The following is a 25,029-nucleotide window of genomic DNA, read 5'->3' as shown; positions in this document are numbered from 1 at the left end:
CCCGGGCGAGTCTTCAGCCCAGGCGAGCAAGTGGAGCGAGTCGGTCCAGCGAGGACCACGCCAGCGAGCACCGTCTGGCGGTCATTTCGTCCGCGTCGAGCACCAGCATGTCGAACAACTGGCGAGGGGCCTGATGCCACGAGTCGGCAATTTGCGCGATGGCTGCTCGATCGAAGAGCCCGGACTGTGTCAGCGCCTGAACCCACTCGTCGATCTCGCCTCGGTGAATGCGCTCGATGGTGTCGTATTCGATTCCGCCCCCGAGAAATTCGTACGAGAACATCGCGGCCACGTAGTTCCAGGAGTCACTTCCGGGATCGATCATGGTGCAGCCTCCTTGTCGACTCGCACCGCGTGGAGTGCGAGGTTCGCTGCGCTGGACGCTAGCGTGGCGAACTACAAATTTACGTGTCGACGACGCATCGATCTGGTAACGCCTGAGGCTGGTGTTACTGATGTGACTCACTTCGGTCAAACGCTCTCCCTCTCCCCGACAGGGTGGGTAAAGTCCGCGTTCGTGCGCACTCGAGCCGTTGCAGCCTTGATCGCTGCGGTCGCGTGCGGGCTGGTCGGATGCTCGAACACGCCGGCCACCGAGGCCGGTCCGGATACGTCCGAGACGGCCGACCGACCCATCACCGAAGAACTCTTCGTCGGTGAATGCGGCTCGATGGACGACGCAGAAGTGCAGGAACTCACGGCCGTATCCGACCTGACGGCGGTGTCCGAGAACGCCATTCGTTGCCGCTGGGAATCCGCGAGCGGCGCGTACGCGATGTTCACCTGGTACCGCGGCAGCCCCATCGACCGAGAGAGTTCCGTGGCCGAGGCCGTCGGTCGCACCATCGAGCGCATCGATGTGGACGGTCACCCTGGATTCACCGCCGCGGCGTCGGGAGCGTCGTGCGAGGCCGGAGTCGAGAACGGGGACGGCTTCGTGCACTGGTCCGTCAACTTCGTGGTCGACGGCCCCCGCGATTCCTGCGACGTCGTCGAGGATCTGGCCAGAACCACGATCTCGAAGGCGAAGTAGCCTGATGTCGACATTCCGCTCCGCCGATTCCACCCGCCGCGTCCTCGCCGCTGTCCTCGTCACTGCGGCCGTCGGTACCGGATGCACCACCACCGTGACCGGTACGGCCGTGCCCGCTCGATCCGGCGGCAGCGGACAGTTCGACAAGCTGCTCGAGGAGTGCATCGCCGTCCCTGATCCCACCATCGCCGAAACAGTGGGTGCCGACCTCGTCGAGCAGTACTTCTACGGTGCAGTGTGCATGTGGACCGGCATCGGCGGCGGCGGACTCATCGATGTGACTTTCGCCTGGTTCGAGAACGATGCACTCTCGCGCGAGCGAGACCTGGCCGATCGGCTCGGCTACGCGACCGAAGACGTCACCGTTGCCGGCACCACGGCGTTCCTGTCACGACGGCCGGACGATCCGTCGTCGTGCGGAATCAGCGCGGCGTACTCGGGTGTCATCACTTGGTGGGTGCAGTACCGAGGCGCCAGTCCGGCCGACCCGTGCGCCGCCGCCACCGAACTCGCAGAACTGACGCTGCAACGCAATCAGTGACCGAGCGCCGACCGGCCCCGACTCCACCGCACACGCGGCCGTGACACACTCGAGTGGCGACGGTCACAATTTCGATGTGAGGAGACCGAGATGTCGGTGACGACCGATACAGATGCCCGCCTGAGCGAGCTCGAATCCCTGCTGTCACCCGGCGCGGTGGTCACCGACCCGGACATCACCGAGGGCTACCGCCGCGACTGGGCGAAGGATCCCGACGCCGGCACCCCACTGGCCGTCGTGCGCGCACAGTCCACCGAGGACGTTCGCGCCGTCATGCGGTGGGCCACCGAGCACAACGTGGCGGTCGTCCCACGCGGCGCCGGATCGGGTTTGTCCGGTGGAGCCACCGCCGTGGACGGCGGAATCGTGCTCACCACCGAGTTGATGCGCGAGATCACCGTCGACCCGGTGACCCGCATCGCCGTCGTACAACCCGGGCTGCTCAACGTCGAGGTCAAGAAGGCCGTCGCAGAGCACGGCCTCTGGTACCCACCGGACCCGTCCTCGTTCGAGATGTGTTCCATCGGAGGCAATGCGGCCACCAATGCGGGCGGCCTGTGCTGTGTGAAGTACGGCGTCACCACCGATTACGTTCTCGGTCTCGAGGTCGTCCTGGCCGACGGTACCGCCGTCCGACTGGGTGGGCCACGCCTGAAAGACGTTGCGGGCCTGTCCCTTGCGAAGCTGTTCGTCGGCTCCGAGGGCACGCTGGGCATCATCACCGAGATCACTCTTCGACTGATCCCGGCGCAACCTCCCGCCAGTACGGTGGTCGCGTCGTTCGCGTCGGTACACGACGCGACCGCCGCAATTCTCGCCATCACCCGGAACTTGAGGCCGTCGATGCTCGAGTTCATGGACCGCGCGTCCATCGGTGCCGTCGAAGATGCCATGAACATGGGACTCGATCGCGAGGCGGCAGCGATGCTCATTGCTCGGTCCGACTCCCCCGGTGCCGACCGAGGTCGCGAGATCGAGATCATGGCGGCCGCGTGCACCGAGGCCGGCGCATCGGATGTCTTCACCACCGACGACCCCGACGAGGGTGAGGCCTTCGCTGCCGCACGGCGATTCGCCATTCCCGCGGTCGAGCGACTCGGCAGCCTGCTGCTCGAGGACGTCGGGGTTCCACTGCCCGCACTTCCGGCCCTCGTCGACGGAATCGCCGAGCTGTCCACGAAATACGACGTGCTGGTGGCGGTCATCGCCCACGCCGGCGACGGCAACACCCACCCCCTGATCGTCTTCGACCCCGAGGACGCCGACATGACACGGCGCGCCAACATCGCCTTCGGCGCGATCATGGATCTGGCAATTTCGTTGGGCGGCACCATCACCGGTGAACACGGTGTCGGTCGCCTCAAGAAGGCCTGGCTGCCCGATCAGGTCGGTGAGGACGTCATGGAGCTGACCCGCAGGATCAAGACTGCCCTCGATCCGGCGGGCATCCTCAACCCCGGTGCGGTGCTGTGATCACCCGTCGACGGTGAACCCGTCCGCGACCGTCAGCACCTCGTCGAGGATTTCCAGTCCCTGACGAATCTCGTCCTCCGAGGTCGTCAGCGGGGGCGCGATCTGCAGACGGTTACCTGCCACGAACGGCCACAACCCACGCGACTTTGCCGCGGCGGTCACCGTGCCCATGGCCGCCGCGTCCTTGCCCGACGCAGCGAACGGCACCAACGGTTCCCTGGTCTGGCCGTCCTTGACCAATTCGACGGCCCAGAAGAATCCCTTGCCGCGCACCTCGCCCACGCTCGGATGAGATTCGGCCAGCTTCGACAGGCCCGCCCCGAGTACGTCCTCCCCGACGTGACGCACGTGCGGAAGAATCTTGTCGCGCTCGAACACTCCGATGGATGCCACGCCGGCGGCGCACCCGAGCACGTGACCGGAGTAGGTCAACCCGCCGGGATAGGGCTTGTGATCGAACTGCGAGGCGATCTTCTCCGAGATGACCACCCCGCCCAGAGGCACGTACCCGGAGTTGACGCCCTTGGCGAACGTGATCAGATCCGGTGTCACATCCCAGGCCTGGCATGCGAACCATTCGCCGATTCGCCCGAACCCGACCATCACTTCGTCGGCGATGTAGACGATTCCGTACTTGTCGCACAGCGCCCGAACGCCGGCCAGATATCCGGGCGGCGGGATCAGCACACCGTTGGTGCCGATGACCGATTCGAGGATCAGTCCGGCGATGTTCTGCGCACCCTCGAGCACGATGACCTGTTCGAGGTGTGCCAGTGCTGCGGCCGTTTCGTCCTCGGGACTCGTTGTCCCCCAGGGTGACCGGTAGGGATACGGCCCGAAGAACCGGACGACGTCGACGTTGGTGGGTTCGGTGCCCCAACGCCTCGGCTCACCGGTGAGACCGATCGCAACTCCGGTTCCACCGTGGTACGAGCGGTACGCGGCAAGCATCTTCGTGCGCCCGGTGTGCTGTCGGGCCAGCCGCACCGCGTGCTCGACGGCTTCTGCGCCACCGGTCGTGAAGAACACTCGATCGAGATCACCCGGCGCACGTTCGGCGATCAATGCCGCGAGTTCACTGCGTTTGTTGTTGGCCACGGTCGGAGAAATGGTCGTCAGAACCTGGGCCTGTTCGACGATGGCGGCAACGACGTCAGGGTGCTGATGCCCGAGGTTGACGTTGACCAACTGTGACGAGAAGTCCAGGTATCGCTTGCCCTTGTCGTCCCAGAACCACGATCCCTCCGCACCCTCGACGGTGATCGGATTCAGTTCGGCCTGCGCCGACCAGGAGTAGAACACGTGATCCATCTACTTGCCGCCTTCCTCCAGTGTGACCTCCATCGGAGCGTACGACTCTCCGGTCACATCCACACCGTCGGCCTTCAACAAATCCAAAGCCTCGGTGACGTACTCGTTGGTGTACGCCTCGGCGTCGGGGTCGGCCGTCAGCACCGTCGAGCCCTCGGCATTCCGGGTGGACTTCGCGATGTCGACCGTCTGCTGCCAGGCCGCCTCGTCGATCATTCCGATCCCGTCCGCGGACGGCCAGATCAGTTTGTTGACTTCGTTGACCTGCCACAGCTGATGACTCGCGCCGAGTGTCGAGCCCGCAGCGACGGTGATGTCGCGGCACGTCTCGACGTTGTCGCGGCAGAATATCCAGCCCTTCAACGATGCCGCCAAGAATTTGACGGTCTGCTCCCGGTACGCCTCGTCGGAGAGCTTGTCGGTATTGGCCCAGATCGCGTCCTGCAGCATCGCGACGCCGTCGTCGTTCCAGTTCAGCGACGTGAAATCGTCCTCCGTGTAGAGCGCACCGGTTGCGGGGTTCACGGTCTCGAGCAACTGGGCGTACTCGTTGTAGGACATCGCCTGGGCTGCGGCGATATCTCCGGACAGAAGGCCGTTCATGTCGAACTGCTGCTGCACCAACGTCACGTCGGAGGGACTGACCCCGGCCTTGGTCATACCGGCGAACAGCTCGAATTCGTTGCCGTATCCCCAGTTTCCGACGGTCTTGCCCTGGAGATCGGCCGGTGTGGCGATGTTCTGATCCTTGAACGAGACCTGCAATGTGCCCGACTTCTGATAGATCTGGGCCACGTCGGTGATGCCGGCTCCGGCCTCACGGGATGCGAGCGCCTTGGGTACCCACGCGACGGCGTAATCGGCCTGCCCCTGTGCGAGCACGGTTTGCGGAACGATATCCGTTCCACCGTCGAGGATTTCGACGTCCAGCCCCTGTTCCGCATAGAAACCCTGATCGACGGCGGCGAGGTAGCCCGCGAACTGGCCCTGTTTGAACCACTGCAGTTGCAGCTTGATCGTGGTGTTCCCGTCGGCCGCGGTGTCGGTGTCGGTCGTGGTGGTGCTGCAGGCCGAGGTGACCACCGCCAGAGCCATGACGACGGCGAGAAGGGGTCGGGGGGTTCGAGTGATGTTCATATCCATCTTTCCTGGGGACGACGCCGGGACACGAGTTTCTCGAGCAACAGAACAACCACGAAGAAGAGCAAACCGACTGCGATGGCACCCATCACGTAGGCCCACGCCCGGGGGTAGGCCGTGTTCGCCGCGGCGGAGGTGATCCGCGACCCCAAACCGTTCTGCAGTCCACCGAAGTACTCGCAGATGATGGCAGCAATGACAGCATTGGGAGCGGCAACCCGCAACCCGGTGAAGATGTGCGGAACGGCGGACGGGAGGCGAACGATTCGGGTGAACTGCCAACCGCCCACGGCATACGACGTCATCAGGTCGTGGTGCACGGCCGAGACCTGACGCAGTCCTTTTGCCGCACTGACGAATACCGGGAAGAACACGACGATGGTCACCACGAGTCGCCGCGGTAGGTCGGTGGTCGAGGAGAACATCGAGTTGAACACCGGCGCAAGAGCGACGATGGGAACGGCTGCGGCACCCGCCGCCAACGGGGTGAGCAGTTCGTCGACGATCCGCAGGCGAACCGCGGCCATTGCTGCGAGGAGACCCAGGACCGAACCTGCGATCAACCCCACGAGAGCGTTGGTTCCCGTTGCCAGACTTGCCGATCCGATGTTGCCGAGGTTGCGCACGAATTGCTCGGCGATGGCGCTCGGCGACGGCAGCAGGAACGACGGAACCCCCGCGACGACCGTGAGCAACTGCCACAGGGCGAGTGCCGTAGCACCGAACACCACCGGTGGCAGCCAGAGCTTCATCGCAGATCCGCACTGCGCACCGCACGGCCGTGCAATGCGTCACGAACCGCGGTGATGGACGCGAAGAACTCCGCCGATTCTCGTGGATCCCCGTTCGCATCGAAACTGTCGATCGTGAGTGTGTCGACGATCCGTCCCGGCCGAGGGGACATGACAACCACCCGATCGGACAGGTACACCGCTTCCGGAATCGAATGGGTCACGAACACCACTGCTGCGCTGGACTCCTCGGCGATGCGGAGTAGGTCGTTCTGCATCTTCTCGCGGGTCATCTCGTCCAGTGCCCCGAACGGTTCGTCCATCAACAACAGTCCCGGCGTTCGAGCCAGCGCCCGTGCGATCGCCACTCGTTGCTGCATCCCACCGGACAGCTGGCTGGGAAATTTCTCTGCGAAATCGGTGAGTCCGACGAGGTCCAGCAACTCGCGAACCCGTTCTGCTCGCTGACGTTTGGGAACCTTGTGCAGTTCCAGCGGCAATGCGACGTTCGATTGCACTGTGCGCCAATCGAGCAGCCCTGCCTGTTGAAAGGCGATGCCGTACTTCTGTTCGACGCGGGCTCGGCGAGCGGACAGGCCGAACACCGATACCGAACCGGACGTCGGTTGCTCGAGATCGGCCACGATGCGGAGCAACGTCGACTTACCGCACCCCGAAGGCCCGATCAGCGAGACGAATTCACCGGGGGCAATCGCGAGCGATACATCCTCCAGCGCAGTCACTCCCCCGTCGAACGTCTTCCCCACGCCCTCGACGAGTACCGCATGCTCGGTCATGACCGATCCTTTCGACCGGGCGAGCGGCCCGCATAACGGCCGAGCGCGATATCGAGCAGCGATACCAGTGCGGTCACCACCAACCCGAGCGCCGCTGCGCCGAGAACAGCGGCGTACAGGCGGGACGCGTCTCCTGTTGCCTGCTGCGAGAACACGATGATCTGCCTACCGATACCGCCGGTCGTTCCGGTGGAGATTTCGGCGACCACGGCACCGATCACGGCTGCGGCTGCAGCCAGCCGCAGCGCCGGAATCAGATGCGGCACAGAGGCGGGCAGGCGAAGTCGAACGAGGGTGCTCCACCATCCGGCCGCGTAACTGTGCATCAGATCGAGTGCTGCCCGATCGGGTGCACGCAGGCCGCGTAGCATTCCCACCGCCACCGGGAAGAACGCGAGATACGACGCGATGACGGTGATGCTCATCCACGGCTGCCACGCGTAACCGCCGATGGCGATCTTCCCGCCCCAGCCCGCGACGAGCGGTGCCAACGCGATCAGCGGAACCGTCTGCGAGACGATCACATACGGCAACACCGACCGCTCGACCCACACGAACCGTTGCATCGTCACGGCCAGCAACAGCCCGACCACCGTCCCCAGCGCGAACCCGAGTACGGCGAGCCCGAACGTGAACAGGCCACTGGACACGATCGCGGCACCGACACTGCGAGCGCCGGCGACGTTCACCTCGGGCTCGGTCAGCGCCGCCAACACCGACCACACGTGCGGTAGTGCACCGTCGTCGGTGCGCGGCAGCACCCGCACTCCGGCGACACTCACCCCGTTCTCGGGGACGAGCACTTTCACCAGCTCCCAGACCGCCAGCAACGAGCCGACGGCCACCACTGCCATCACCGGACGCCGCACTCCTCGATTCGCACCGGCGGGAGTGGGTGCGACCACCGAAGCTTGATCGAGAACACTCGTCACGACGTCGCCGTCACGTTCGGGCGTATCTGCGGAATGATGCTCTCTCCGTACGCTTCCAGTGTCGCTGATTTGGCGTCGTGCTGAAGGTACACCGAGAACTGATCGACGCCGAGAGCCTCGAGGTCCTTCAGTTTGGCGATGTGATCGGCCGGGGAGCCGAGCAGACAGAACCTGTCGATCACCTCGTCCGGAACGAATTCTGCGTGCGAGTTTCCGGCTCGACCGTGCTCGTTGTAGTCGTACCCTTTGCGTGCTGCGATGTAGTCGGTGAGTGCCTGTGGAACACCGCCACCATCGCCGCCGTAGCGCGAGACGATATCGGCGACGTGATTGCCGACCATGCCGCCGAACCAACGACACTGGTCTCGGGCGTGTTCGAGGGCTGCATCGGTACCGTCGGTGACGTAGGCCGGAGCTGCCACGCAGATCGAGATCGAATCCGGATCGCGCCCAGCCTTCTCGGCCGCGTCGCGCACCCGACCGATCGTCCAGGCCGCGATATCGGGATCGGCCAGCTGCAGAATGAACCCGTCCGCCACCTGTCCGGTGAGCTCGAGGGCTTTGGGCCCGTACGCCGCAACCCATACCTCGAGCCGGGACCGCTCCGCCCACGGGAACTGCACCGTCGTCTCACCGACCCGGGCGCTCCGACCGTTGGCCAGGCTTCGGATCACCTCTATCGATTCCCGCAGCGTTGCAAGGGTTGTCGGCTTGCCGCCGAGGGCACGGACCGCCGAATCACCGCGGCCGATGCCGCAGACGGTCCGATTGCCGAACATGTCGTTGAGCGTCGCGAACGTCGATGCCGTCACCGTCCAGTCACGGGTGGCGGGATTGGTGACCATCGGGCCGACGGTCACCCGTCTCGTCGCGGCCAGAATTTGGCTGTAGATGACGTACGGTTCCTGCCACAGCAGGTGCGAATCGAATGTCCACACGTGCGAGAAACCATGTGTCTCGGCCTGTCTGGCCAGGTCGACCACACGGGACGCCGGCGGATTGCACTGGAGCACTACCCCGATGTCCATGGCTCAGATCAGATTCTGAGACAGGTCGCGTCGGACGAATCGGCCGTGTCCCGCAGTGCCGGAATAGGATCCAGCGTCGACGATGATCCGGCCTCGCGAGATCACGGTATCGACGTGACCGTCGATCTCGAAACCTTCGTACGCCGAGTAGTCCATGTTCATGTGGTGGGTCTTGTCGACGCCGATGCTGGTGTGTCCGTTCGGGTCGTAGATCACGATGTCAGCGTCGGCACCCGGGGTGATGACGCCTTTCCTCGGATACATCCCGAACATCCTGGCCGGAGTGGTGCAGCAGACGTCGACCCACTTCTCCAGCGTGATCTTGCCGCTCTTGACGCCCTGGAACATCAGATCGATGCGGTGTTCCACCGAACCGATCCCGTTGGGAATCTTGGAGAAATCGCCGATACCCATCTCCTTCTGGTCCTTCATACAGAACGGGCAGTGATCGGTACTGACGGTCGATACGTCACCGGTGCGGAGGTACCGCCACAACTCGTCCTGATGCCCCTCGGCTCGCGACCGCAGTGGCGTCGAGCAGACCCACTTGGCACCCTCGAAGCCCGGTGCACCAAGTTGTTCTTCGAGAGACAGATAGAGGTACTGAGGACACGTCTCGGCAAACACGTTCTGCCCGTTGCCACGGGCCTGCGCAATCTGTTCCAGGGCCTGCTTGGCCGAGACGTGTACGACGTAGAGCGGTGCGCCGGTGACGTGAGCGAGCATGATCGCTCGATGCGTCGCCTCCTCCTCGAGCTGCCACGGCCGTGACGTGCCGTGGAAGTACGGGGCCGTGTCTCCACGCGCGATCGATTGAGCAACGAGTACATCGATCGCGATGCCGTTCTCCGCGTGCATCATCAGCAGTGCACCCGTTTCGGCGGCGGACTGCATGGCGCGCAGGATCTTGCCGTCGTCGGAGTAGAACACACCCGGATAGGCCATGAAGAGTTTGAAGCTGGTGACGCCCTCGGATACCAACTCGCTCATGGCTTTCAGCGAATCGTCGGTGACATCGCCGATGATCTGATGGAAGCCGTAATCGACGGCGCATTGCCCCGCGGCCTTGTCGTGCCATTGCGCGAAAGTGTCCTGGACGCGCTGACCGGGTGTCTGAATCGCGAAGTCCACGATCGTCGTCGTGCCGCCCCAAGCGGCTGCGCGCGTTCCGGTTTCGAAGGTGTCGGAGGCGAACGTACCGCCGAACGGCATCTCCATGTGCGTGTGTCCGTCGACCCCACCGGGAATGACGTATTTGCCGGTCGCGTCGACGACGACGTCCGCCGAGGTCTTCAGGTCGGCGGCCAGGGAGACCGATCCTGGTGCCAGCACGGCCACGATGCTCTCACCGTCGATGAGCACATCCAATGCCTGTGCGCCGGTGGTGGATACCACGGTTCCGCCGTGCACGAAGGTGGTGGCCATCAGGGTTGCACCAGCGGTCCGTATGCGTCGGGCCTGCGGTCACGATAGAAGGCCCACCGGTCGCGTACCACCTTGAGCAGGTCCATGTCGAGGTCACGCACGATTATTTCGGGTTCCGTATCCGACGCCACTTCGCCGACGAATTTGCCTTCGGGGTCCACGAAATAGCTGGTCCCGTAGAAGTCGTCGTCACCGTATTCGGATTCGATTCCGACTCGATTGATCGCGCCCACGTAGTACTCGTTGGCGACGGCCGACGCGGGCTGTTCGAGCTTCCACAGATAGTTCGACAATCCACGCGAGGTGGCCGACGGATTGAAGACGATTTCGGCACCGGCAAGACCGAGCGCCCGCCAACCTTCCGGAAAATGCCTGTCGTAGCAGATGTAGACACCGATACGCCCGACCGCGGTGTCGAACACCGGCCACCCCAGATTGCCGGGGCGAAAGTAGAACTTCTCCCAGAATCCGTTCACGTGGGGGATGTGGTGTTTTCGATACTTGCCGAGATAGGTTCCGTCGGCGTCCACCACGGCAGCGGTGTTGTACAGAAGTCCGGGCTGTTCCTGCTCGTACACGGGCAGAATCATCACGATACCGAGTTCTTTGGCCAACGCGGCGAAACGGTCGACGGTAGGCCCAGGTACCGATTCGGCATATTCGTAGAATTTCGCGTCCTGCAATTGGCAGAAGTACGGACCGTAGAAAAGTTCTTGGAAGCAGACGACTTTCGCGCCCTGCTCGGCGGCGGACCGAGCAAACCCCTCGTGTGCCGCGATCATCGATTCTTTGTCACCGGTCCACTTGCTTTGGACCAGAGCAGCTCGAACTGTGGACATCATTGGCACTCCATCTCTCGCTGGCTTGCACCCTCGAGAATATTTTGCGCCGTGTTACGGGGTCGTTCGGCCGGTTTCGTATGTATTAATCGTCGGGACTGTTTTCACGAGTGTGGAAGGAGTGCGCGCACGGCGTCGATGGAGTCCGCGGTGGCGAGGTCCTTGTCGGGGCGATACCGCAGTACTCGCGCGAATCGCAGGGCCACGCCGCCCGGGTAGCGCGGGCTGACCTGCACACCGTCGAGTTCGATTTCGACGATCAGTTCGGGACGCAGGTACACCGTGTGCTCGTCGCGTTCGCGCTCGTGTTTCGGGAATTCCTCGGTCTGCCACTGCAACAGAACGTCGGTCAGGCCCTTGAAGGTCTTACCGACCATGATCGGCTCACCGCCGTCGGGATCGCGAGCTCCGAGATGCAGATTGGACAGGTAGCCGGTGCGGCGCCCGTATCCCCACTCGGCTCCGAGGACGACGAGGTCGAGCGTGTGTTCGGGTTTGACCTTCTGCCAGCTCTTTCCGCGGCGGCCCGCGGCGTACGGCGCACCGAGCGCTTTGAGCATGACCCCTTCGTGCCCGGCGTCGAGTGCAGCGTCGAAGTGGGCCGCTGCTGCGTCCGCATCGGGCCGAACGGCACTGGGAATTCGGTGCCCTGGCGCTACCCGGTCCAGTGCGGCCAGGCGCTGCTCCAGCGGGGCATCGAGCAGGTCCACGCCGTCGAGGTGCAGGCAGTCGAAGAAGTAGGGCTGCAGCAGCAGCTCGTGTGCACTCTCGGCACCGAACCGACTCATCGTTTCCTGGAACGGTCTCGGCCGTCCGCTGTCTTCGAGCGCGAGGGTCTCCCCGTCCAGGACCACCGAATCGCACGGCAGCTCGAGGACCAGTTCCACCAGCTCGGGCACACTTGCAGTGATGTCGCGCAGGGTTCGCGTGTAGATGCTCACGTCGGTTCCGGAGCGGTGCACCTGAATTCGCGCACCGTCGAGCTTGTATTCCACGGTGAGGTCGCCGGACAACTGTTCCCAGGCAGCGTGTAGAGACTCTGCGGGAGAGGCAAGCATCGGCCGGACCGGGCGACCGACCTCGAGCCGGAATGCATCCAACGCGTCGACGCCACCGCTGATGGCGGCAATGGCCGTCGCAGTCAAACGACCCGAGAGCATGAATGCGCGACGCACCGGTGCCTGCGGCAGGTTCGTGGCCGCGGCAACAGCGTCGACCATGATTCCTTCGAGCGCGCCCTGACGCAGCTCGCCGGTGACGAGCCGGATCAGAAACCGACGCTCCTCGGCTGTGCTGCGGGAGAACAGGTCGGTCAGTATCGCTACCCGCCGCGCAGCAGAACCGGCTCCCGACGTCGCCGCGACCGAAGATATCGCCTCGTCCACCTCGGCAACCGTCAGCGTCGAATCGGCAGCGGCCGCCACGTCGAGATCGGCCAGGGTGCGCCAGCCGACTCCTATCCGCCCCTGCGGCAATTCTCCCGACAGCCACGACACAGCGGGCTCGATGTCGTCGGTCTCGGCCTCGGCGAGCAGGGCAGCGATCTGCCCGATCTTGATCTTGCGCGAACGCGTCGCCGACACTGCACGGGACGTTTCGACGATCCTCGACATCAACACACATCGAACATAACCGCCCCCACCGACAGACCCGCCTGATCAGGTCATTCCGCAGGCTCCACTCCCGCGCGCTGACATCCAATTGTTACCGGTGTGACTCGAGCGACCACTGTTCTTGCTGTTACGTTCGATTCATGTCAGCCACGTCCGTGCGACAGAACGCGCAGGAGTGGAGCCTGCGGAACGACTCCGTTGCATGGACGACGTGTCAGCTGAACCCGAGAACGCGGTCGCCCCACGCCGCGCGCATGTCGCCATCGGGGTCGTCGACGAGAGTGTCGGATGCATCGATCACCAGCGTCCAGCGCGTCTTCTCGGTGTATGGAGCCCAATGCTTGGACGCATCCAGCGCGGCGGGAACACCGTACCGCGCGAAAGCGAGCCAGCGTCTCTGCATCCGCGCGGACACCGCCATTGCGGGCTTTCGGCCACCGAGCCAGAAGGTGGGGTCTCGGTTGAGCGTTCCGAAATTGCCGAAGACGTACGGCAGCTCGGTCGCATGTCCCGCTCCCACCCGTGCGGCCTTGAGCATCGGCGTCGCATGATCGAATCGGTACATCCATGTCGGCGAATGCCTGCTGTGCGCGTCGGCGATCCACAGACTGGGCATGAGAAATCCTGCGTCCCGCGAAATAGCTTGTGCTCCAGCGGGTTTGTCTCGGTCCGGATACGCTGCCATGATTTCGGCGACACGATAGGCCGGCAGATCCGCGTGGTCGTGCGCGATGGCGCGGAACATCTCGGAGACGGTGTCCGAGGTGATCGGCATCAACGGAGACTTCATGAATCGGAAGATCGAGGGCTCGTCGTGGTTGGTGCCGATGATCAACGGGATCTTGTGCGAGAGCCCCTTCTGAAAGGCAGCCACGGGATAACGCGGAACGATATCGCCGTCGACGACCGGCGAAAGACCAAGTGTCCCAGGAACTGTCGTCGGGATCTCGTAACAGAGCGTGTCGCCGGCGGTGACCAGCCGGGTGAAATGCATGTCGAACAATTCGCCGATGTCTTCCCGGTCGACGCCCACCAACTCGAGGAATCTCGACGCCACCGCGGCTCCGCGGTCGGGGCCGTACACCGAGGTCGCAGGCGCGCTCTGCACGATCGCGCGCTGGAACAGCCCCTCGGCCTTGGGAGAAGTCATCAACGTGGTGACCGACGCTCCCCCGGAGGATTCACCGAACACCGTCACCTGATCGGGATCGCCGCCGAACGCAGAGATGCACTCGCGGACCCACTGCAGTGCGGCAATCTGATCTCGCAGCCCCAAATTGGTCTCGAACGTGTGCTCGTCGGTGGAGAACGAGGAAAGGTCGAGGAACCCGAACGGGCCCAGCCGGAAATTGATGGTCACCACCACCACGTCGCCGTTCTCGCTGAGGTTCCTCCCGTCGTAGACCCGCTGGGCGGACGATCCGAGCGAGTACGCACCGCCGTGGATCCAGACCAGCACCGGCCGCAGTTCCGCGCCGGGACGGGGAGCCCAGATGTTGAGCGTGAGACAGTCCTCGGAAATCGACAGCGACGGATCGATCGGCACCGGACTGTCGCGACCCTGCGGAGCCATCGCACCGAACTCGAGGCCGTCGAGCACCCCCGACCAGGGTTGCAACGGACGCGGCGCACGGAACCGGAGCTTGCCCACCGGAGGCGTCGCGTAGGGAATACCCCTCCAGGCCACGATCGGCGCCGCATCGGCAGCGACCGGATAGCCGAGAACGTCGCCGTAGGGCGTGCTCACGAGCACGGTGGAATCGGACGCAGCGGAGTCAGACGCGGTGTCCATGGAACCTCCCCTTCGGTCGTTGCCCAACGTACCAACATCAACCATCCCCTCGGCGACGATACGCACAGCGTCGACGCCCGCGAGCGAAGGAACCGACGATGAAGACAATCGGATGTGCCGCAGTGGCAATCGTCGGGGCGTGCCTGCTCGGAGGCTGCGGCTCGAGCGGGGAAGGCAACGGTCCGATGGCGACCGTGATCACCGACCGCCCCACCCCGATCACCACGGCTCCCTCCGTCACCTCCGCCGCGCCGGCATCACCGTCCACCCCAACGACGACCACGCCGACGTCCACCACGGCGGCACCGACGAGTCCTGCTGCAGCCCAGGCAGAACCGCAGGATTACGCCGGTAAAGCACCCGGCTGGTACTACTTCACGAGCCCGAGCGGGAAATTCGAGTGCGGTATCGCCGTGCTCGAGTCCTCGATCGCCGGATGCCACGGGTCACTGCCTGATTCGGCACCCGAGGTTCCCGGCAGCGGGGCGTCGGGAACGGCGGTGAAACCCAACGCTGTGCAGCTGATTGCCGGGTCTGCGGCGAAGTTCGAGAGCTTGGGTGATCCCAAGTTCCACCGTTTCGACGGCACTGCGGCGGCCTTGCCGTACGGCGAAGTGCTCACAATCCCCGGAAGTGGCTCCACCAACGGCCTCCAGTGCAGCGTCGACGAGCAGACCGGGGTCACGTGCACCGATCAGGTCGGCCACGGTTTCACCGTCTCGGACGACGATTTCGACCTTCGTTGACGGTCTCGTTCGCGCGGCAAACAACCAGGCGTAATGTCCGGGGACGGTACGACAATCCCTGCCGTACGGTCTCCCCAGCGGCCGACGCCTGTGCGCGCGGCCGGAAGGTGCATCACTCATGAATCAGACCTCGGACCGCCACACAGCGAAGGTCATCGGCGTCAGCATCGCCGCTGCTGTGGGCGGATTCCTGTTCGGCTTCGACAGCTCGGTCATCAACGGCGCTGTCGACTCGATCGAAGATCACTTCCTCCTCGGTTCGTTCACCACAGGCTTCGTGGTCGCGATCGCGCTCATCGGGTGCGCAGTGGGTGCCTGGTTCGCCGGCAGCCTCGCAGACCGTTGGGGACGCAAGAAAGTCATGCTGCTGGGCTCGGCCCTGTTCGTCATTTCCTCGATCGGTTCGGGATTGGCCTTCAGCGTCCCCGACCTCATGCTCTGGCGCGTACTCGGTGGCCTCGGAATCGGCATCGCCTCGGTGATCGCCCCGGCCTACATCGCCGAGATCGCTCCGGCCAAATGGCGCGGATCCTTGGCCTCGCTCCAGCAATTGGCCATCACCATCGGCATTTTCGCCGCTCTACTGTCCGACGCTCTTCTCGCAGGCGCAGCCGACGGCGCGTCCAACGACCTGTGGTTCGGCATCGAGGCATGGCGCTGGATGTTCCTGGTCGGCGTGGTTCCCGCTCTCGTGTACGGGTTGCTTGCCACCCTCATCCCGGAGTCTCCGCGCTACCTCGTCGGTCAGCATCTCGACGAGGAAGCAGCCCGAGTCCTCGCCGAGATCACCGGGGAACTGCACCCGGACGAGCGCATCCACGAGATCAGGCTGACGCTGCGCAAGGAGTCGCGTTCGTCGTTCGCCGACATTCGCGGTCCGAAGTTCGGCCTGCAACCCATCGTCTGGGTGGGCATCACCATGGCTGTGCTGCAGCAGCTGGTCGGCATCAACGCGATCTTCTACTACTCGACGACGCTGTGGCGTTCTGTCGGATTCACCGAGGATCAGTCGTTCACAACCTCCGTCATCACCGCGGTGATCAACGTGGTCATGACATTCGTGGCGATCCTGTTCGTCGACCGTATCGGTAGGCGCAAGCTGCTGATGGGTGGCTCGATCGGCATGTTCGCCGGACTGGTGATGGCGTCGGTGGCGTTCTCGCAAGCAACCGGCAGCGGCGACGACGTCACCTTGCCCGCTCCGTGGGGTGCGATCGCCTTGGTCGGGGCCAATCTGTTCGTCATCTTCTTCGCCTCGACCTGGGGTCCGATCATGTGGGTCATGCTCGGTGAGATGTTCCCCAACCGCATGCGCGCCATGGCGCTCGGCATCGGTACCGCAGCCAACTGGATGGCCAACTTCGCTGTCACGCTTGCCTTCCCGCCGCTGACGTCGTCTGTGGGCCTGTGGGTGATCTACGCAGGATTCGCATTGTTCGCCGCGCTCTCGTTCTTCTTCGTCAAGGCCAAGATCCGGGAGACCAAGGGTATGGAGCTCGAAGACATGCTGGGGTGATGCCGGACCGCAGATACAGGGGCAACAGCAGCGCCATCGAGTGACCGGTGTTACTGTCACTGTCGTTCTGACACGGGGTGTGTCCGCCGATGCGGATGCTGAGATCAAACCCGCCGAACCTGATGCAGGTAATGCTGACGAAGGGATGTCAAGGCGATGACGCCTGTTGTATCTGCGGACCCGGTCCGCTTCACCGATCGACTGTGGGATGCGTCCGAGAACATTCGACGTGCGATCGACGACCTCGAATTTCTTCGGCTCCTCGGGGCGGGGACGCTTCCGCTCGACGCGTTCCGTCGGTATCTCGAACAGGACTCGCTCTATCTGGGCGGATACGTCAAATCGCTGTCACTGCTGGCAGCGCATGCACCGAACCCGGTCGTCGGCGCGTTCTGGGCGAGCGCCGCCGCGAGTGCGATGGACGAAGCCGCATCGCACGAAGCGATGCTGACCGGTGGAGCGCTGCCCCCGTCGACCCGGACGCCCGAGCCTTCACCTGCATGCCTGGGCTACACGTCCTACCTGACCGCGACGGCGGCGACCGAACCGTATCCTGTTGCGGCAGCAGCTGTTCTGCCGTGCTTCTGGATCTACGCCGACGTCGGCCGCTCACTCGCCAGGGCAGCGAAGGCGGTTCTCGATCGAGATCCCGAGCATCCGTACGCGCAGTGGGTGGCCGCGTACGACGCGCCGGAATTTCATGCCATCGTCGACGCCGCCAGAACATTCGTCGATGACGCCGCAGCGGCCGCGACGCCGACGCAGCGCGAACAGATGATCGACGCCTTCTTCGTGGCATCGAGATACGAATTGATGTTCTGGGACAGCGCGTTACATCCCACCCCATGGCCCCTGGCCGAGAGTGCGGTGTACGCATGAGAGCCACTCGGATTCTCGCCGCATTGGCGGCGGCCGTCGTTGCCACGACCGGACTTGCGGGCTGCTCGGACTCGACGGACTCGAACACCATTCGGTTCGCCCTCGACTGGACGCCGAACACCAACCACACCGGCCTGTACGTAGCCCTGCAGGAGGGTTATTTCGCAGACGCAGGCCTGGACGTGGAGATCCTCCCGTACAACAACACCGCGGCAGATACTCTCGTCGATGCCGGAAACGCCGAGTTCGGAATCAGCACACAGAGTTCGGGCGTCTTCGCCACCTCCGCAGGCGCGCAGACCGTCTCGGTCCTCGCGCCGCTCCAACACTGGGCGACCGGTATCGGAGTTCGTGCAGACAGAGACGACATCCCGAGCCCGAAAGCACTCGACGGCAAGGTCTATGCCGGCTTCGGTGAGTCCGGCGAGCAGGCCGGCCTGCAACAGGTCATCAAGAACGACGGCGGCACAGGCGAATACGAGACCGTGGTACTGGGTACTTCGGCGTACGAGGCGGTCTACTCCGGTACCGCGGACTTCACCGTCTCCTACTTCGCGTGGGAAGGCATCGAGGCCGAGCACAGCGGAACTCCGATGAAGTACTTCGACTACACCGACTACGGATTTCCCGACGCCTACGCCATCACGATCAGCGGCAACGAACCGTGGCTCGACGCCCACCCGGACGAGGCGAGAAAGTTCGTGCAGGCACTGCAGCGCGGCTACCAGCTCGCTGCCGACGATCCGGACAAGGCAGCACAGGATCTGATCGACGCCAACCCGGGAACCTTCACCGACGAATCGCTCGTCTTCGAGAGCCAGGAGATGCTCGCCGCGAAGTACATGAAGGACTCCAACGGCGAGGTAGGACGACAGAGCCTCGACAAGTGGGCCGCGTACTCGAAATTCCTCTACGACAGCGGTGTGCTGGCCGATCAGAACGGCGCACCTCTGACTGCGGAGCCGGACTGGTCGACCTACTTCACCAATGACTACCTCGGCGATCGATGAGTCGGTAGCCGCTGACCGGGGTTCCTACTCGTTCAGCGGTATCCGAGCCTCGCTGCGGTGGGCGTGGCCCGCGCTGACCGTCGTCGTCCTATTCATCGCCGCCTGGCAGATCTATGTCGAGATCAGCGGCATCCGACCGCAGGTGTTGCCGTCCCCCGGCCGCGTGGTGGTCCAGGGTTGGGCGCAGCGCGACGCGATTGCCGAGAACGCGGCGGCGACCCTGCAGGTGACCCTCGTCGGCTTCGCGGTATCCCTGGCCCTGGCGTGGTTGCTGGCCATCGCGGTGGATTTCTCGCCGTGGCTGCGGCGCGCGTTCGTTCCCCTCTTCGTCGTATCGCAGACGCTCCCGATCATCGCGATCGCGCCGCTGTTGATCATCTGGTTCGGCTTCGGGCTGCTTCCGAAGATCCTGGTGATCGCACTGGCCACGTTCTTCCCGATGGCCATCGGGCTCATCGAGGGTTTCGCGGCGGCCGATCGGGACGCGCGATCGCTGCTGGCCAGCATGGGAGCCTCGCGCTGGCAACAGTTTCGATACGTGCGGCTTCCGTCGGCGCTTCCGCGATTCTTCACCTCTCTTCGCATCGGAATCACCTACGCCGTGGTCGGCGCGATCTTTGCCGAATATGCCGGAGCCAGTGCAGGGCTCGGCATCTACATGAGTCAACAGAAGAACTCGTTTCGTACCGATCTGGTTCTCGCCGCGGTTGCCGTGACGGCCGTGATCAGTGTGGTCCTGTTCGTCTCCACCTTTGTGGTGGAGCGGTTCGTCGCACCTTGGGCGCGCCACGGTTCGGTGGGTCTTCATGTCTGAACCCGACACCTTCATCGATGTTCGCGATCTCACCAAGTCGTTCGGCGAAAAGCCAGTGCTCGACGGCATTTCGTTCGGGGTGCAGCCTGGTGAGTTCGTATCGATCATCGGTCCCAGTGGCTCGGGCAAGAGCACTGTGTTCAACATGCTCGCCGGGCTCGACCGACCCGATTCCGGCACGGTTCGCGTACCGCCGTGCGCCTACATGCCGCAGAAGGATCTGCTGTTTCCGTGGCGTTCGGTGTTGGACAACACCACCCTCGGTCTCGAAGTGCAGGGCGTCGCCAAGAAGGAGGCGCGTGCGCGGGCACGCGAGCTGTTTCCGGTCTTCGGCCTGGACGGGTACGAGTCGGCCAGGCCGTTCGAGCTCTCCGGCGGTATGCGCCAGCGAGCGGCGCTGTTGCGCACGGTGGTTCAGGGTCGATCGGTACTGCTGCTCGATGAGCCCTTCGGGGCGCTTGACTCGTTGACGCGAAGCGACATGCAGGCCTGGTTGCAGCAGGTCTGGTCGGAGTTTCGATGGACGGTACTGATGATCACGCACGACATCCGTGAAGCGGTCTACCTCTCCGATCGCGTGATCGTCCTCTCCCCCAGACCCGCCCACGTTCGACGCCAGGTCGAGGTGACGCTACCCCGCCCACGCGGGCTCGAGATCGTCACGACGCCGCAGTTCGCAGCGGTCGAGAAGCAGCTGATGGACGTTCTGCTCAGCGCGTCGACGCTCTGACCGACATCACGACGCCGACCTCGGGTGGTGTCGTTGCCTGGCCGTTCGAGCGGACTTCGCCAGGCTACTGGGCCCTCACCTGGCAGTTGTCCCACCCAATCGCAGCGCGAGATCGTCGACGGCGGAGAACGCCGCCTCGAGATTGGCTTGCGCCTTGGGAATCTGCGGCGCGAGTGCCGGCACCCGCTCGGCGAGCGTCAAGTCGACCGGAACGAAGTGAACCTCCATTCCCAGCGCAACTCCGAGCACCTGACGCAGTTGTGCAGTGGTGTGATCGGCGGACGCGTTGTCCGTACCGGGGGTGTAGTCGTTTCCCCGACTGGTCACCACGACGACGGGCTTGCCGACGAGGGGTGCGGTGTCACTGTCGAACGGCACGGTGAGGCCCGGAACGTGTATGTAGTCGATCCATGCCTTCAGGGTCGATGGGATCGACCAGTTGTACATCGGCGCACCGATCAGCACCGCGTCCGCAGAGATCAATTCCTCGATCAGTTCGACCTGCAGCGCCTCGGCAGACGGCTCGACGGTTTCGTCTGCGGTTCGCAGATGAGGTGCCCAATGCAGCGCGGAGGTGGGCAGATGCGGCAGCGGACTCGTGTGCAGGTCTCGATGGATCACCGAGTGGTCCGTGCCGATCCCATGCCAGGCGTCAGAGAAGCGGGCCGTGACCCGCCGGCTGGTCGAGCGGACCGGGTCGGCGGACGAATCGAGGTGCAACAACTGCGGCACTGAGCGCTCCTCACATGCTGGGTGCTTCGAGCCTATGCGTACCGCCGCGTTCGCTCGCTCCTATCCTGGACGAATGGACTTCCGATTCGTCATGCCTGCCCTCGACTCGCGATCGGCCACCTCGCTGGCGGCGGTCGTTCACGAGCGCACCGGGTCAGACGTCGACATCAGAATCGGCGGTTCGGAGGTCCGACTCGACGACGCGACACGCAGCGCGGTGTTGGAACTTCTCACCCAGCTCGCGACCGGCCGGGCGGTGGCCGTCGGTACCGTGGACGAGTTGCTGACCACCTCGCACGCTGCCGAGGTGCTCGGTGTTTCGGACACCTATGTCAGACGGTTGGCCGATGCGGGCGATCTACCGATCGAAATGCGCGGCACCCACAGGCGATTTCGGCTCGAAGACCTTCTGCGGCATCGTGATCGATTCCGGTGACGATGACGGTTGCCGTCACCCGGCCTCGCGCTCGAAGTGCTCGGACTGGACCGTCATGAGATCACGGAACGCCTGTCCGGCGGCCAGCCAGAGCTGTTCGGAGTCTATGTAGTCCACCCCTCGGACCTCGACGTCTCCCAGGTAAGCGCCGACGTCGACCGACAGCATTCCGATGACCGAAGAGACGTCGGCATCGAGATACGTGGATTGGGTGTTCTGCAGCTCGCGGAACTGAGCCGAGAAGAACTCGGCTGGGATCCTGCGATCGACGAACTGGGCGATGAGGAACAGGAAGCGGGACGCATGGGCGGAGCCCGTCCGGAAGGAACGTTCCATGGTGAAGACCTCTCCCCACGGTCGACAGCACCCCTCGCACTGTCGACCGTTGAGCTCGCTGGTACCCGAATTTCGATGATCGGACGAACTCTCGAACATCGATTCGACCCAGGGGCTAAAACAGGGAGCTCGTCCTACCAGGGCCAGATTAATCGGACCTTTCTCCGGTTTTGACCGGAAAAGGCGATTTGATGAGGAGTCACAACTACACAGTCCCGGGCTGTGGTTCTCTACTGAAACGATCCCAGCGGAGCACGATCCGGAGTGTCCAGTTGCCAGAACTCCCAACCGTCACGCTCTTCGACATCACCACTGATATGCGTTGCCACCGCACTGGCAGCGACGGAAGGATTGTCGAACCGTCGGCCTTCCATCGGTCCTGCGGTGATCTCGAGTCGCTGCGTTTCGGGATCGTAGCGTCCGCTCAGCCGATAGCCCTCGCAATCGGCGACCACGCGTACTCGGTTGTCGATCACTTCTTCTTCCAAGGCCGCCTTGGCCGACTTACGGGGTGCTTTCACCCGGGGAGTACGTACCCACGTCTGTTCGGGGCCGACATCGATCGTCGTGTCCAGCGTCGAGCTCAGACCCAGCAGGTCCCAACGCTCGCTGCCGTGCAGCACTCGGTCCACCGCGATTGCGTGGTGCCCGGTCCTGGTGCGCAGTGGCGAATCCTGGACCCAGAGGTCGACCTCTCCGCGAATGTCGGTGGCCATCTCTTCCGACGACACCATGTAGAAACGCGGCTCTTCGTTCGCGAGATCGACGAACACCCAGTACGAGGATCCGGTGTCGTCACTCTCGAGCGATTCGTCCTGCCTGCGGGCCTTCCAATCACCCGTCACCTTCGATCGAACTCGAACTATGCACGACGACGTGCCGTCCATCGACCAGACCTGCACGGGATTTCGACGCGACGTCGTCAGCCGCTCCGCACGTCCACCGCGCTGAGCGACGGTTCGAATGAATGCCTTGATTCCCCGGTCGGATGTGTCTTCCACGGATTGCCACCTTCAGCCTCGAGAGCGACCCGTACCTATGAAGAGCGGTGTTGCGACGGGTGGCGCTGGCACGACTCGGTTTCCCTCACCCTACTGCGTCGATGCCTGCTCGAGTAACCGCAGAACGCCCCACCGGAGGAGTGCCGGTTACCGTGGTGACACCGAAACTCGGCCAGGAGGTACCACCATGCCGGTCAAGATCACCCACGACACTGTTGACCACAGGTTCGAGATCCATGTCGATTCCGAGCTGGCAGGCTACTCGGAGTACCTCGAATCGGACGGATCGCGAACGTTTCATCACACCGTGACGCTTCCGCAGTTTCGCGGCCGAGGACTTGCCGCCGCCCTCACCGAATACGCGCTCGACGACACCAGCACGCAGGGTCTGCGCGTTGTCCCCGCGTGCTGGTTCGTTCGCGACTTCATCGCAGCCGCGGGCGATCGCTATTCACATCTGACCGTCCTCTGACCGTCAGCGACGGGACGACATCACCTCGAAGCTGATCTCGGATTCCGATTCGCAGTCCTTCGAGGCCATGTCCTCCGCAGCCTCACCGTCACATGAAATCTCTTCTGCAACAGTTGCTTCGGCAGCTCTCTCCGCCGCGACCCGACGACGTTCGTAGTTCTGCGCACCCCGCGCGACGCGTTGTCGATGTTCGTTCAGGATTTGTTCGTAGTGGTACATCTGTTCTCCTACAACAAGAGTGGACGCCGAGCACAGAGCATTGCTGTGCGGCGAAGTATTGGATCGATTGCTGCATATCGTCGGCAGGAACCGGCCGATTGTGCCGAAGGCTCACTCAGAGAGCATGATCGGCGACCATGGCAATCCGCGTGTAGACGAATCGACGGCGCACGGAATTCGCGTCTGCTGCCATTGTCCACCTCCACGGTCTCTGCGATGTGCCTGTGCCACGATCATGCACGGCTGCAGAGACGAACTCCACCGATTAAATTCAGCGAGTGACAACGAAGGAGTTGTTGTCCACCAATCCTCCTGGTGCAGCTGGTGATTCGCGTCGACTCTGCCCTCTCTGCGATGCCGTGAGACCCCGACAGTGACGACACATCGAACCGACACCCTGGACGCTGCCCGGAACTACTCGTTTCTGACGTTCGCTGAGTCGAGATGGTGATTGTGAGCCCGCAACCGCGCGCCGGCACCTGGGTTCTGGCCTCGCTCTCCGCAGACGCGCGCGCGTTCGTCAGGTGCGCGGGAAATGGTGACTGGTCGGGGCGCGATTCTGCGCGCGGATAGCGAACGCGCTCGCGTCTGCGCCGGAGTACACAGTCCGCTGTCGCGTCGTCTATCCGCACCCCAGTTCAGACACAGACCCCGACTGCCCCGCCCCCGCTCGCCGCAAGTGCGCGCGCGTTCGTCAGGTGCGCGGGATTTGGTGTCTGGTCGGGGCGCGATTGTGCGCGCGCGTTCGTCAGGTGCGCGGGATTTGGTGTCTGGTCGGGGCGCGATTGTGCGCGCGGATAGCGAACGCGCGCGCGTCTGCGCTCCTATGAGCGTCCGCGGTCGCGTCGTCTGTCGGCAACCGGGTCCAGGCCCGGACCGTAGCGGATGCGTGCGGATTCGTGGTCGCCGGTCGCGTCGTCTGCCCGCACTCCAGTTCAGACACAGACCCCGCTCGTCGCAAAGGCGCGCGCGTTCGTAAGAGCGTCCGCGGTCGCGTCGTCTGCCGGCTGACTAGTTCAGGCAGGCCGCACTCGTGGCGGGTGCGCGTTCGTCGTCGGGTGCGCGCGCGTTCGTGAGGTGTGCGCGCGTTCGTGAGGTGTGCGCGCGTTCGTGAGGTGTGCGTGTGGTGTGGGTGATGGGTGGTTTCGAAATGCAGAATGGCCCTCGACCGTGGTCGGGGGCCATTCTGGGATGTTGTGTTCGGCGGTGTCCTACTCTCCCACACCCTGTCGAGTGCAGTACCATCGGCGCTGGAGGGCTTAGCTTCCGGGTTCGGAATGGGACCGGGCGTTTCCCCTCCGCTATGGCCGCCGTAACTCTGCGAAACAATGCAGATCACGAGCGAACCGTGTGTCCATCCCGATAGAGGGCTGGACGCGGATTCGTGTATTCGGTTGTGCTTGCTGAACAACTACTCGTGTGTTGTTTCAGATATTGCACAGTGGACGCGTAGCTTCTTTGTGGTAAGTCCTCGGCCTATTAG

At 63.8% G+C, this 25,029-nt stretch carries 26 protein-coding genes, 1 rRNA gene and 1 riboswitch; of the genes, 11 read left to right on the top strand and 16 right to left on the bottom strand.

The window, feature by feature from the left end:
- Window positions 1–13: 13 nt before the first annotated feature.
- Window positions 14–325: a hypothetical protein gene (locus CH256_RS09810; RefSeq protein ID WP_068048371.1), complete on the bottom strand. Its 312-nt coding sequence runs from the start codon at window positions 323–325 to the stop codon at window positions 14–16.
- A gap of 192 nt (window positions 326–517) precedes the next feature.
- On the opposite strand from CH256_RS09810, the gene CH256_RS09805 reads away from it, so the two are divergent.
- From CH256_RS09805 to CH256_RS09795, 3 genes are all read left to right on the top strand, one after another.
- Window positions 518–1,033 (top strand): DUF3558 domain-containing protein, encoded by a 516-nt coding sequence (locus tag CH256_RS09805; protein WP_068282542.1) that lies wholly within the window; start codon window positions 518–520, stop codon window positions 1,031–1,033.
- 4 nt (window positions 1,034–1,037) lie between these two features.
- Window positions 1,038–1,574, top strand: coding sequence for a DUF3558 domain-containing protein (locus CH256_RS09800; RefSeq protein ID WP_094669471.1), 537 nt, complete (start codon window positions 1,038–1,040; stop codon window positions 1,572–1,574).
- A 90-nt stretch (window positions 1,575–1,664) separates the two neighbouring features.
- A complete protein-coding gene (locus CH256_RS09795) occupies window positions 1,665–3,047 on the top strand; it encodes an FAD-binding oxidoreductase (RefSeq protein WP_094638601.1) in 1,383 nt (460 codons plus the stop codon).
- On the opposite strand, the gene CH256_RS09790 is transcribed toward CH256_RS09795, so the two are convergent.
- From CH256_RS09790 to CH256_RS09745, 10 genes are all read right to left on the bottom strand, one after another.
- The gene (locus CH256_RS09790) at window positions 3,048–4,358 is read right to left on the bottom strand and encodes an aspartate aminotransferase family protein (protein WP_094669470.1); all 1,311 of its coding nucleotides are present in this window, start codon (window positions 4,356–4,358) and stop codon (window positions 3,048–3,050) included.
- The gene (locus CH256_RS09785) at window positions 4,359–5,495 is read right to left on the bottom strand and encodes an ABC transporter substrate-binding protein (RefSeq protein ID WP_094669469.1); all 1,137 of its coding nucleotides are present in this window, start codon (window positions 5,493–5,495) and stop codon (window positions 4,359–4,361) included.
- Window positions 5,492–6,250, bottom strand: a complete 759-nt coding sequence (locus CH256_RS09780; RefSeq protein ID WP_094638604.1) for an ABC transporter permease — start codon at window positions 6,248–6,250, stop codon at window positions 5,492–5,494. Before CH256_RS09780 ends, CH256_RS09785 begins: the two co-directional genes overlap by 4 nt.
- On the bottom strand, window positions 6,247–7,026 hold the full coding sequence (locus CH256_RS09775) for an ABC transporter ATP-binding protein (protein ID WP_094669468.1): 780 nt from the start codon (window positions 7,024–7,026) through the stop codon (window positions 6,247–6,249). The genes CH256_RS09780 and CH256_RS09775 overlap by 4 nt, the downstream gene beginning before the upstream one ends.
- Window positions 7,023–7,958 carry an ABC transporter permease gene (locus CH256_RS09770; protein ID WP_094669467.1) on the bottom strand — a complete coding sequence of 312 codons (936 nt, stop codon included), beginning with the start codon at window positions 7,956–7,958 and terminating at the stop codon, window positions 7,023–7,025. Before CH256_RS09770 ends, CH256_RS09775 begins: the two co-directional genes overlap by 4 nt.
- Entirely contained in the window at window positions 7,955–8,986 is a 1,032-nt protein-coding gene (locus tag CH256_RS09765) for a TIGR03842 family LLM class F420-dependent oxidoreductase (protein ID WP_094669466.1), read from the bottom strand. The genes CH256_RS09770 and CH256_RS09765 overlap by 4 nt, the downstream gene beginning before the upstream one ends.
- 3 nt (window positions 8,987–8,989) lie before the next feature.
- Window positions 8,990–10,411: a dihydropyrimidinase gene (hydA, locus tag CH256_RS09760; RefSeq protein ID WP_068048398.1), complete on the bottom strand. Its 1,422-nt coding sequence runs from the start codon at window positions 10,409–10,411 to the stop codon at window positions 8,990–8,992.
- Complete coding sequence (locus CH256_RS09755; RefSeq protein WP_197477958.1) at window positions 10,411–11,250, bottom strand: nitrilase-related carbon-nitrogen hydrolase; 840 nt, start codon at window positions 11,248–11,250, stop codon at window positions 10,411–10,413. The genes hydA and CH256_RS09755 overlap by 1 nt, the downstream gene beginning before the upstream one ends.
- Before the next feature lie 104 nt (window positions 11,251–11,354).
- Window positions 11,355–12,869: an ATP-dependent DNA ligase gene (locus tag CH256_RS09750; protein WP_068048404.1), complete on the bottom strand. Its 1,515-nt coding sequence runs from the start codon at window positions 12,867–12,869 to the stop codon at window positions 11,355–11,357.
- Between the two features lie 208 nt (window positions 12,870–13,077).
- A complete protein-coding gene (locus CH256_RS09745) occupies window positions 13,078–14,655 on the bottom strand; it encodes a carboxylesterase/lipase family protein (protein ID WP_094669465.1) in 1,578 nt (525 codons plus the stop codon).
- 98 nt (window positions 14,656–14,753) lie between these two features.
- Here CH256_RS09745 and CH256_RS28555 point away from each other — a divergent pair, with 98 nt between their 5' ends.
- From CH256_RS28555 to CH256_RS09715, 6 genes are all read left to right on the top strand, one after another.
- A complete protein-coding gene (locus CH256_RS28555; protein ID WP_231893729.1) occupies window positions 14,754–15,401 on the top strand; it encodes a hypothetical protein in 648 nt (215 codons plus the stop codon).
- A 118-nt stretch (window positions 15,402–15,519) separates the two neighbouring features.
- Window positions 15,520–16,917 carry a sugar porter family MFS transporter gene (locus CH256_RS09735; RefSeq protein ID WP_094638610.1) on the top strand — a complete coding sequence of 466 codons (1,398 nt, stop codon included), beginning with the start codon at window positions 15,520–15,522 and terminating at the stop codon, window positions 16,915–16,917.
- A gap of 63 nt (window positions 16,918–16,980) precedes the next feature.
- Window positions 16,981–17,080: riboswitch (TPP riboswitch) on the top strand.
- Entirely contained in the window at window positions 17,074–17,796 is a 723-nt protein-coding gene (locus CH256_RS09730; protein WP_068048433.1) for a TenA family protein, read from the top strand. (Overlaps the previous riboswitch by 7 nt.)
- A complete protein-coding gene (locus CH256_RS09725; protein ID WP_068048410.1) occupies window positions 17,793–18,806 on the top strand; it encodes an ABC transporter substrate-binding protein in 1,014 nt (337 codons plus the stop codon). Before CH256_RS09730 ends, CH256_RS09725 begins: the two co-directional genes overlap by 4 nt.
- Entirely contained in the window at window positions 18,784–19,620 is an 837-nt protein-coding gene (locus CH256_RS09720; RefSeq protein WP_094669464.1) for an ABC transporter permease, read from the top strand. The genes CH256_RS09725 and CH256_RS09720 overlap by 23 nt, the downstream gene beginning before the upstream one ends.
- Complete coding sequence (locus CH256_RS09715; RefSeq protein WP_068048413.1) at window positions 19,613–20,350, top strand: ABC transporter ATP-binding protein; 738 nt, start codon at window positions 19,613–19,615, stop codon at window positions 20,348–20,350. The genes CH256_RS09720 and CH256_RS09715 overlap by 8 nt, the downstream gene beginning before the upstream one ends.
- Before the next feature lie 75 nt (window positions 20,351–20,425).
- Here CH256_RS09715 and CH256_RS09710 read toward each other — a convergent pair whose 3' ends face one another.
- Complete coding sequence (locus CH256_RS09710; protein WP_068048416.1) at window positions 20,426–21,082, bottom strand: FMN-dependent NADH-azoreductase; 657 nt, start codon at window positions 21,080–21,082, stop codon at window positions 20,426–20,428.
- Window positions 21,083–21,155: 73 nt separating this feature from the next.
- On the opposite strand from CH256_RS09710, the gene CH256_RS09705 reads away from it, so the two are divergent.
- Window positions 21,156–21,518 (top strand): helix-turn-helix domain-containing protein, encoded by a 363-nt coding sequence (locus CH256_RS09705; protein ID WP_068048439.1) that lies wholly within the window; start codon window positions 21,156–21,158, stop codon window positions 21,516–21,518.
- Between the two features lie 15 nt (window positions 21,519–21,533).
- Here the strand turns inward: CH256_RS09705 and CH256_RS09700 are convergent, their stop codons facing one another.
- Both CH256_RS09700 and CH256_RS09695 read right to left on the bottom strand, forming a co-directional pair.
- Entirely contained in the window at window positions 21,534–21,854 is a 321-nt protein-coding gene (locus tag CH256_RS09700; protein WP_094669485.1) for a homoserine dehydrogenase, read from the bottom strand.
- Between the two features lie 230 nt (window positions 21,855–22,084).
- A complete protein-coding gene (locus CH256_RS09695) occupies window positions 22,085–22,855 on the bottom strand; it encodes a hypothetical protein (protein WP_094638615.1) in 771 nt (256 codons plus the stop codon).
- 187 nt (window positions 22,856–23,042) lie between these two features.
- Here CH256_RS09695 and CH256_RS09690 point away from each other — a divergent pair, with 187 nt between their 5' ends.
- Window positions 23,043–23,327, top strand: coding sequence for a GNAT family N-acetyltransferase (locus CH256_RS09690; RefSeq protein WP_068048422.1), 285 nt, complete (start codon window positions 23,043–23,045; stop codon window positions 23,325–23,327).
- 3 nt (window positions 23,328–23,330) lie between these two features.
- Here CH256_RS09690 and CH256_RS09685 read toward each other — a convergent pair whose 3' ends face one another.
- Together CH256_RS09685 and rrf are read right to left on the bottom strand one after the other, a co-directional pair.
- Window positions 23,331–23,546, bottom strand: coding sequence for a hypothetical protein (locus CH256_RS09685; protein ID WP_068048425.1), 216 nt, complete (start codon window positions 23,544–23,546; stop codon window positions 23,331–23,333).
- A gap of 1,198 nt (window positions 23,547–24,744) precedes the next feature.
- Window positions 24,745–24,861, bottom strand: a 5S ribosomal RNA gene (rrf, locus tag CH256_RS09680).
- Between the last annotated feature and the right edge of the window lie 168 nt (window positions 24,862–25,029).

This window comes from Rhodococcus sp. 05-2254-6, assembly GCF_002258565.1.
GTDB lineage: Bacteria > Actinomycetota > Actinomycetes > Mycobacteriales > Mycobacteriaceae > Rhodococcoides.
The sequence above is the reverse complement of the archived record's forward strand: the minus strand, read 5'-3'. Positions and strand labels throughout refer to the sequence as shown.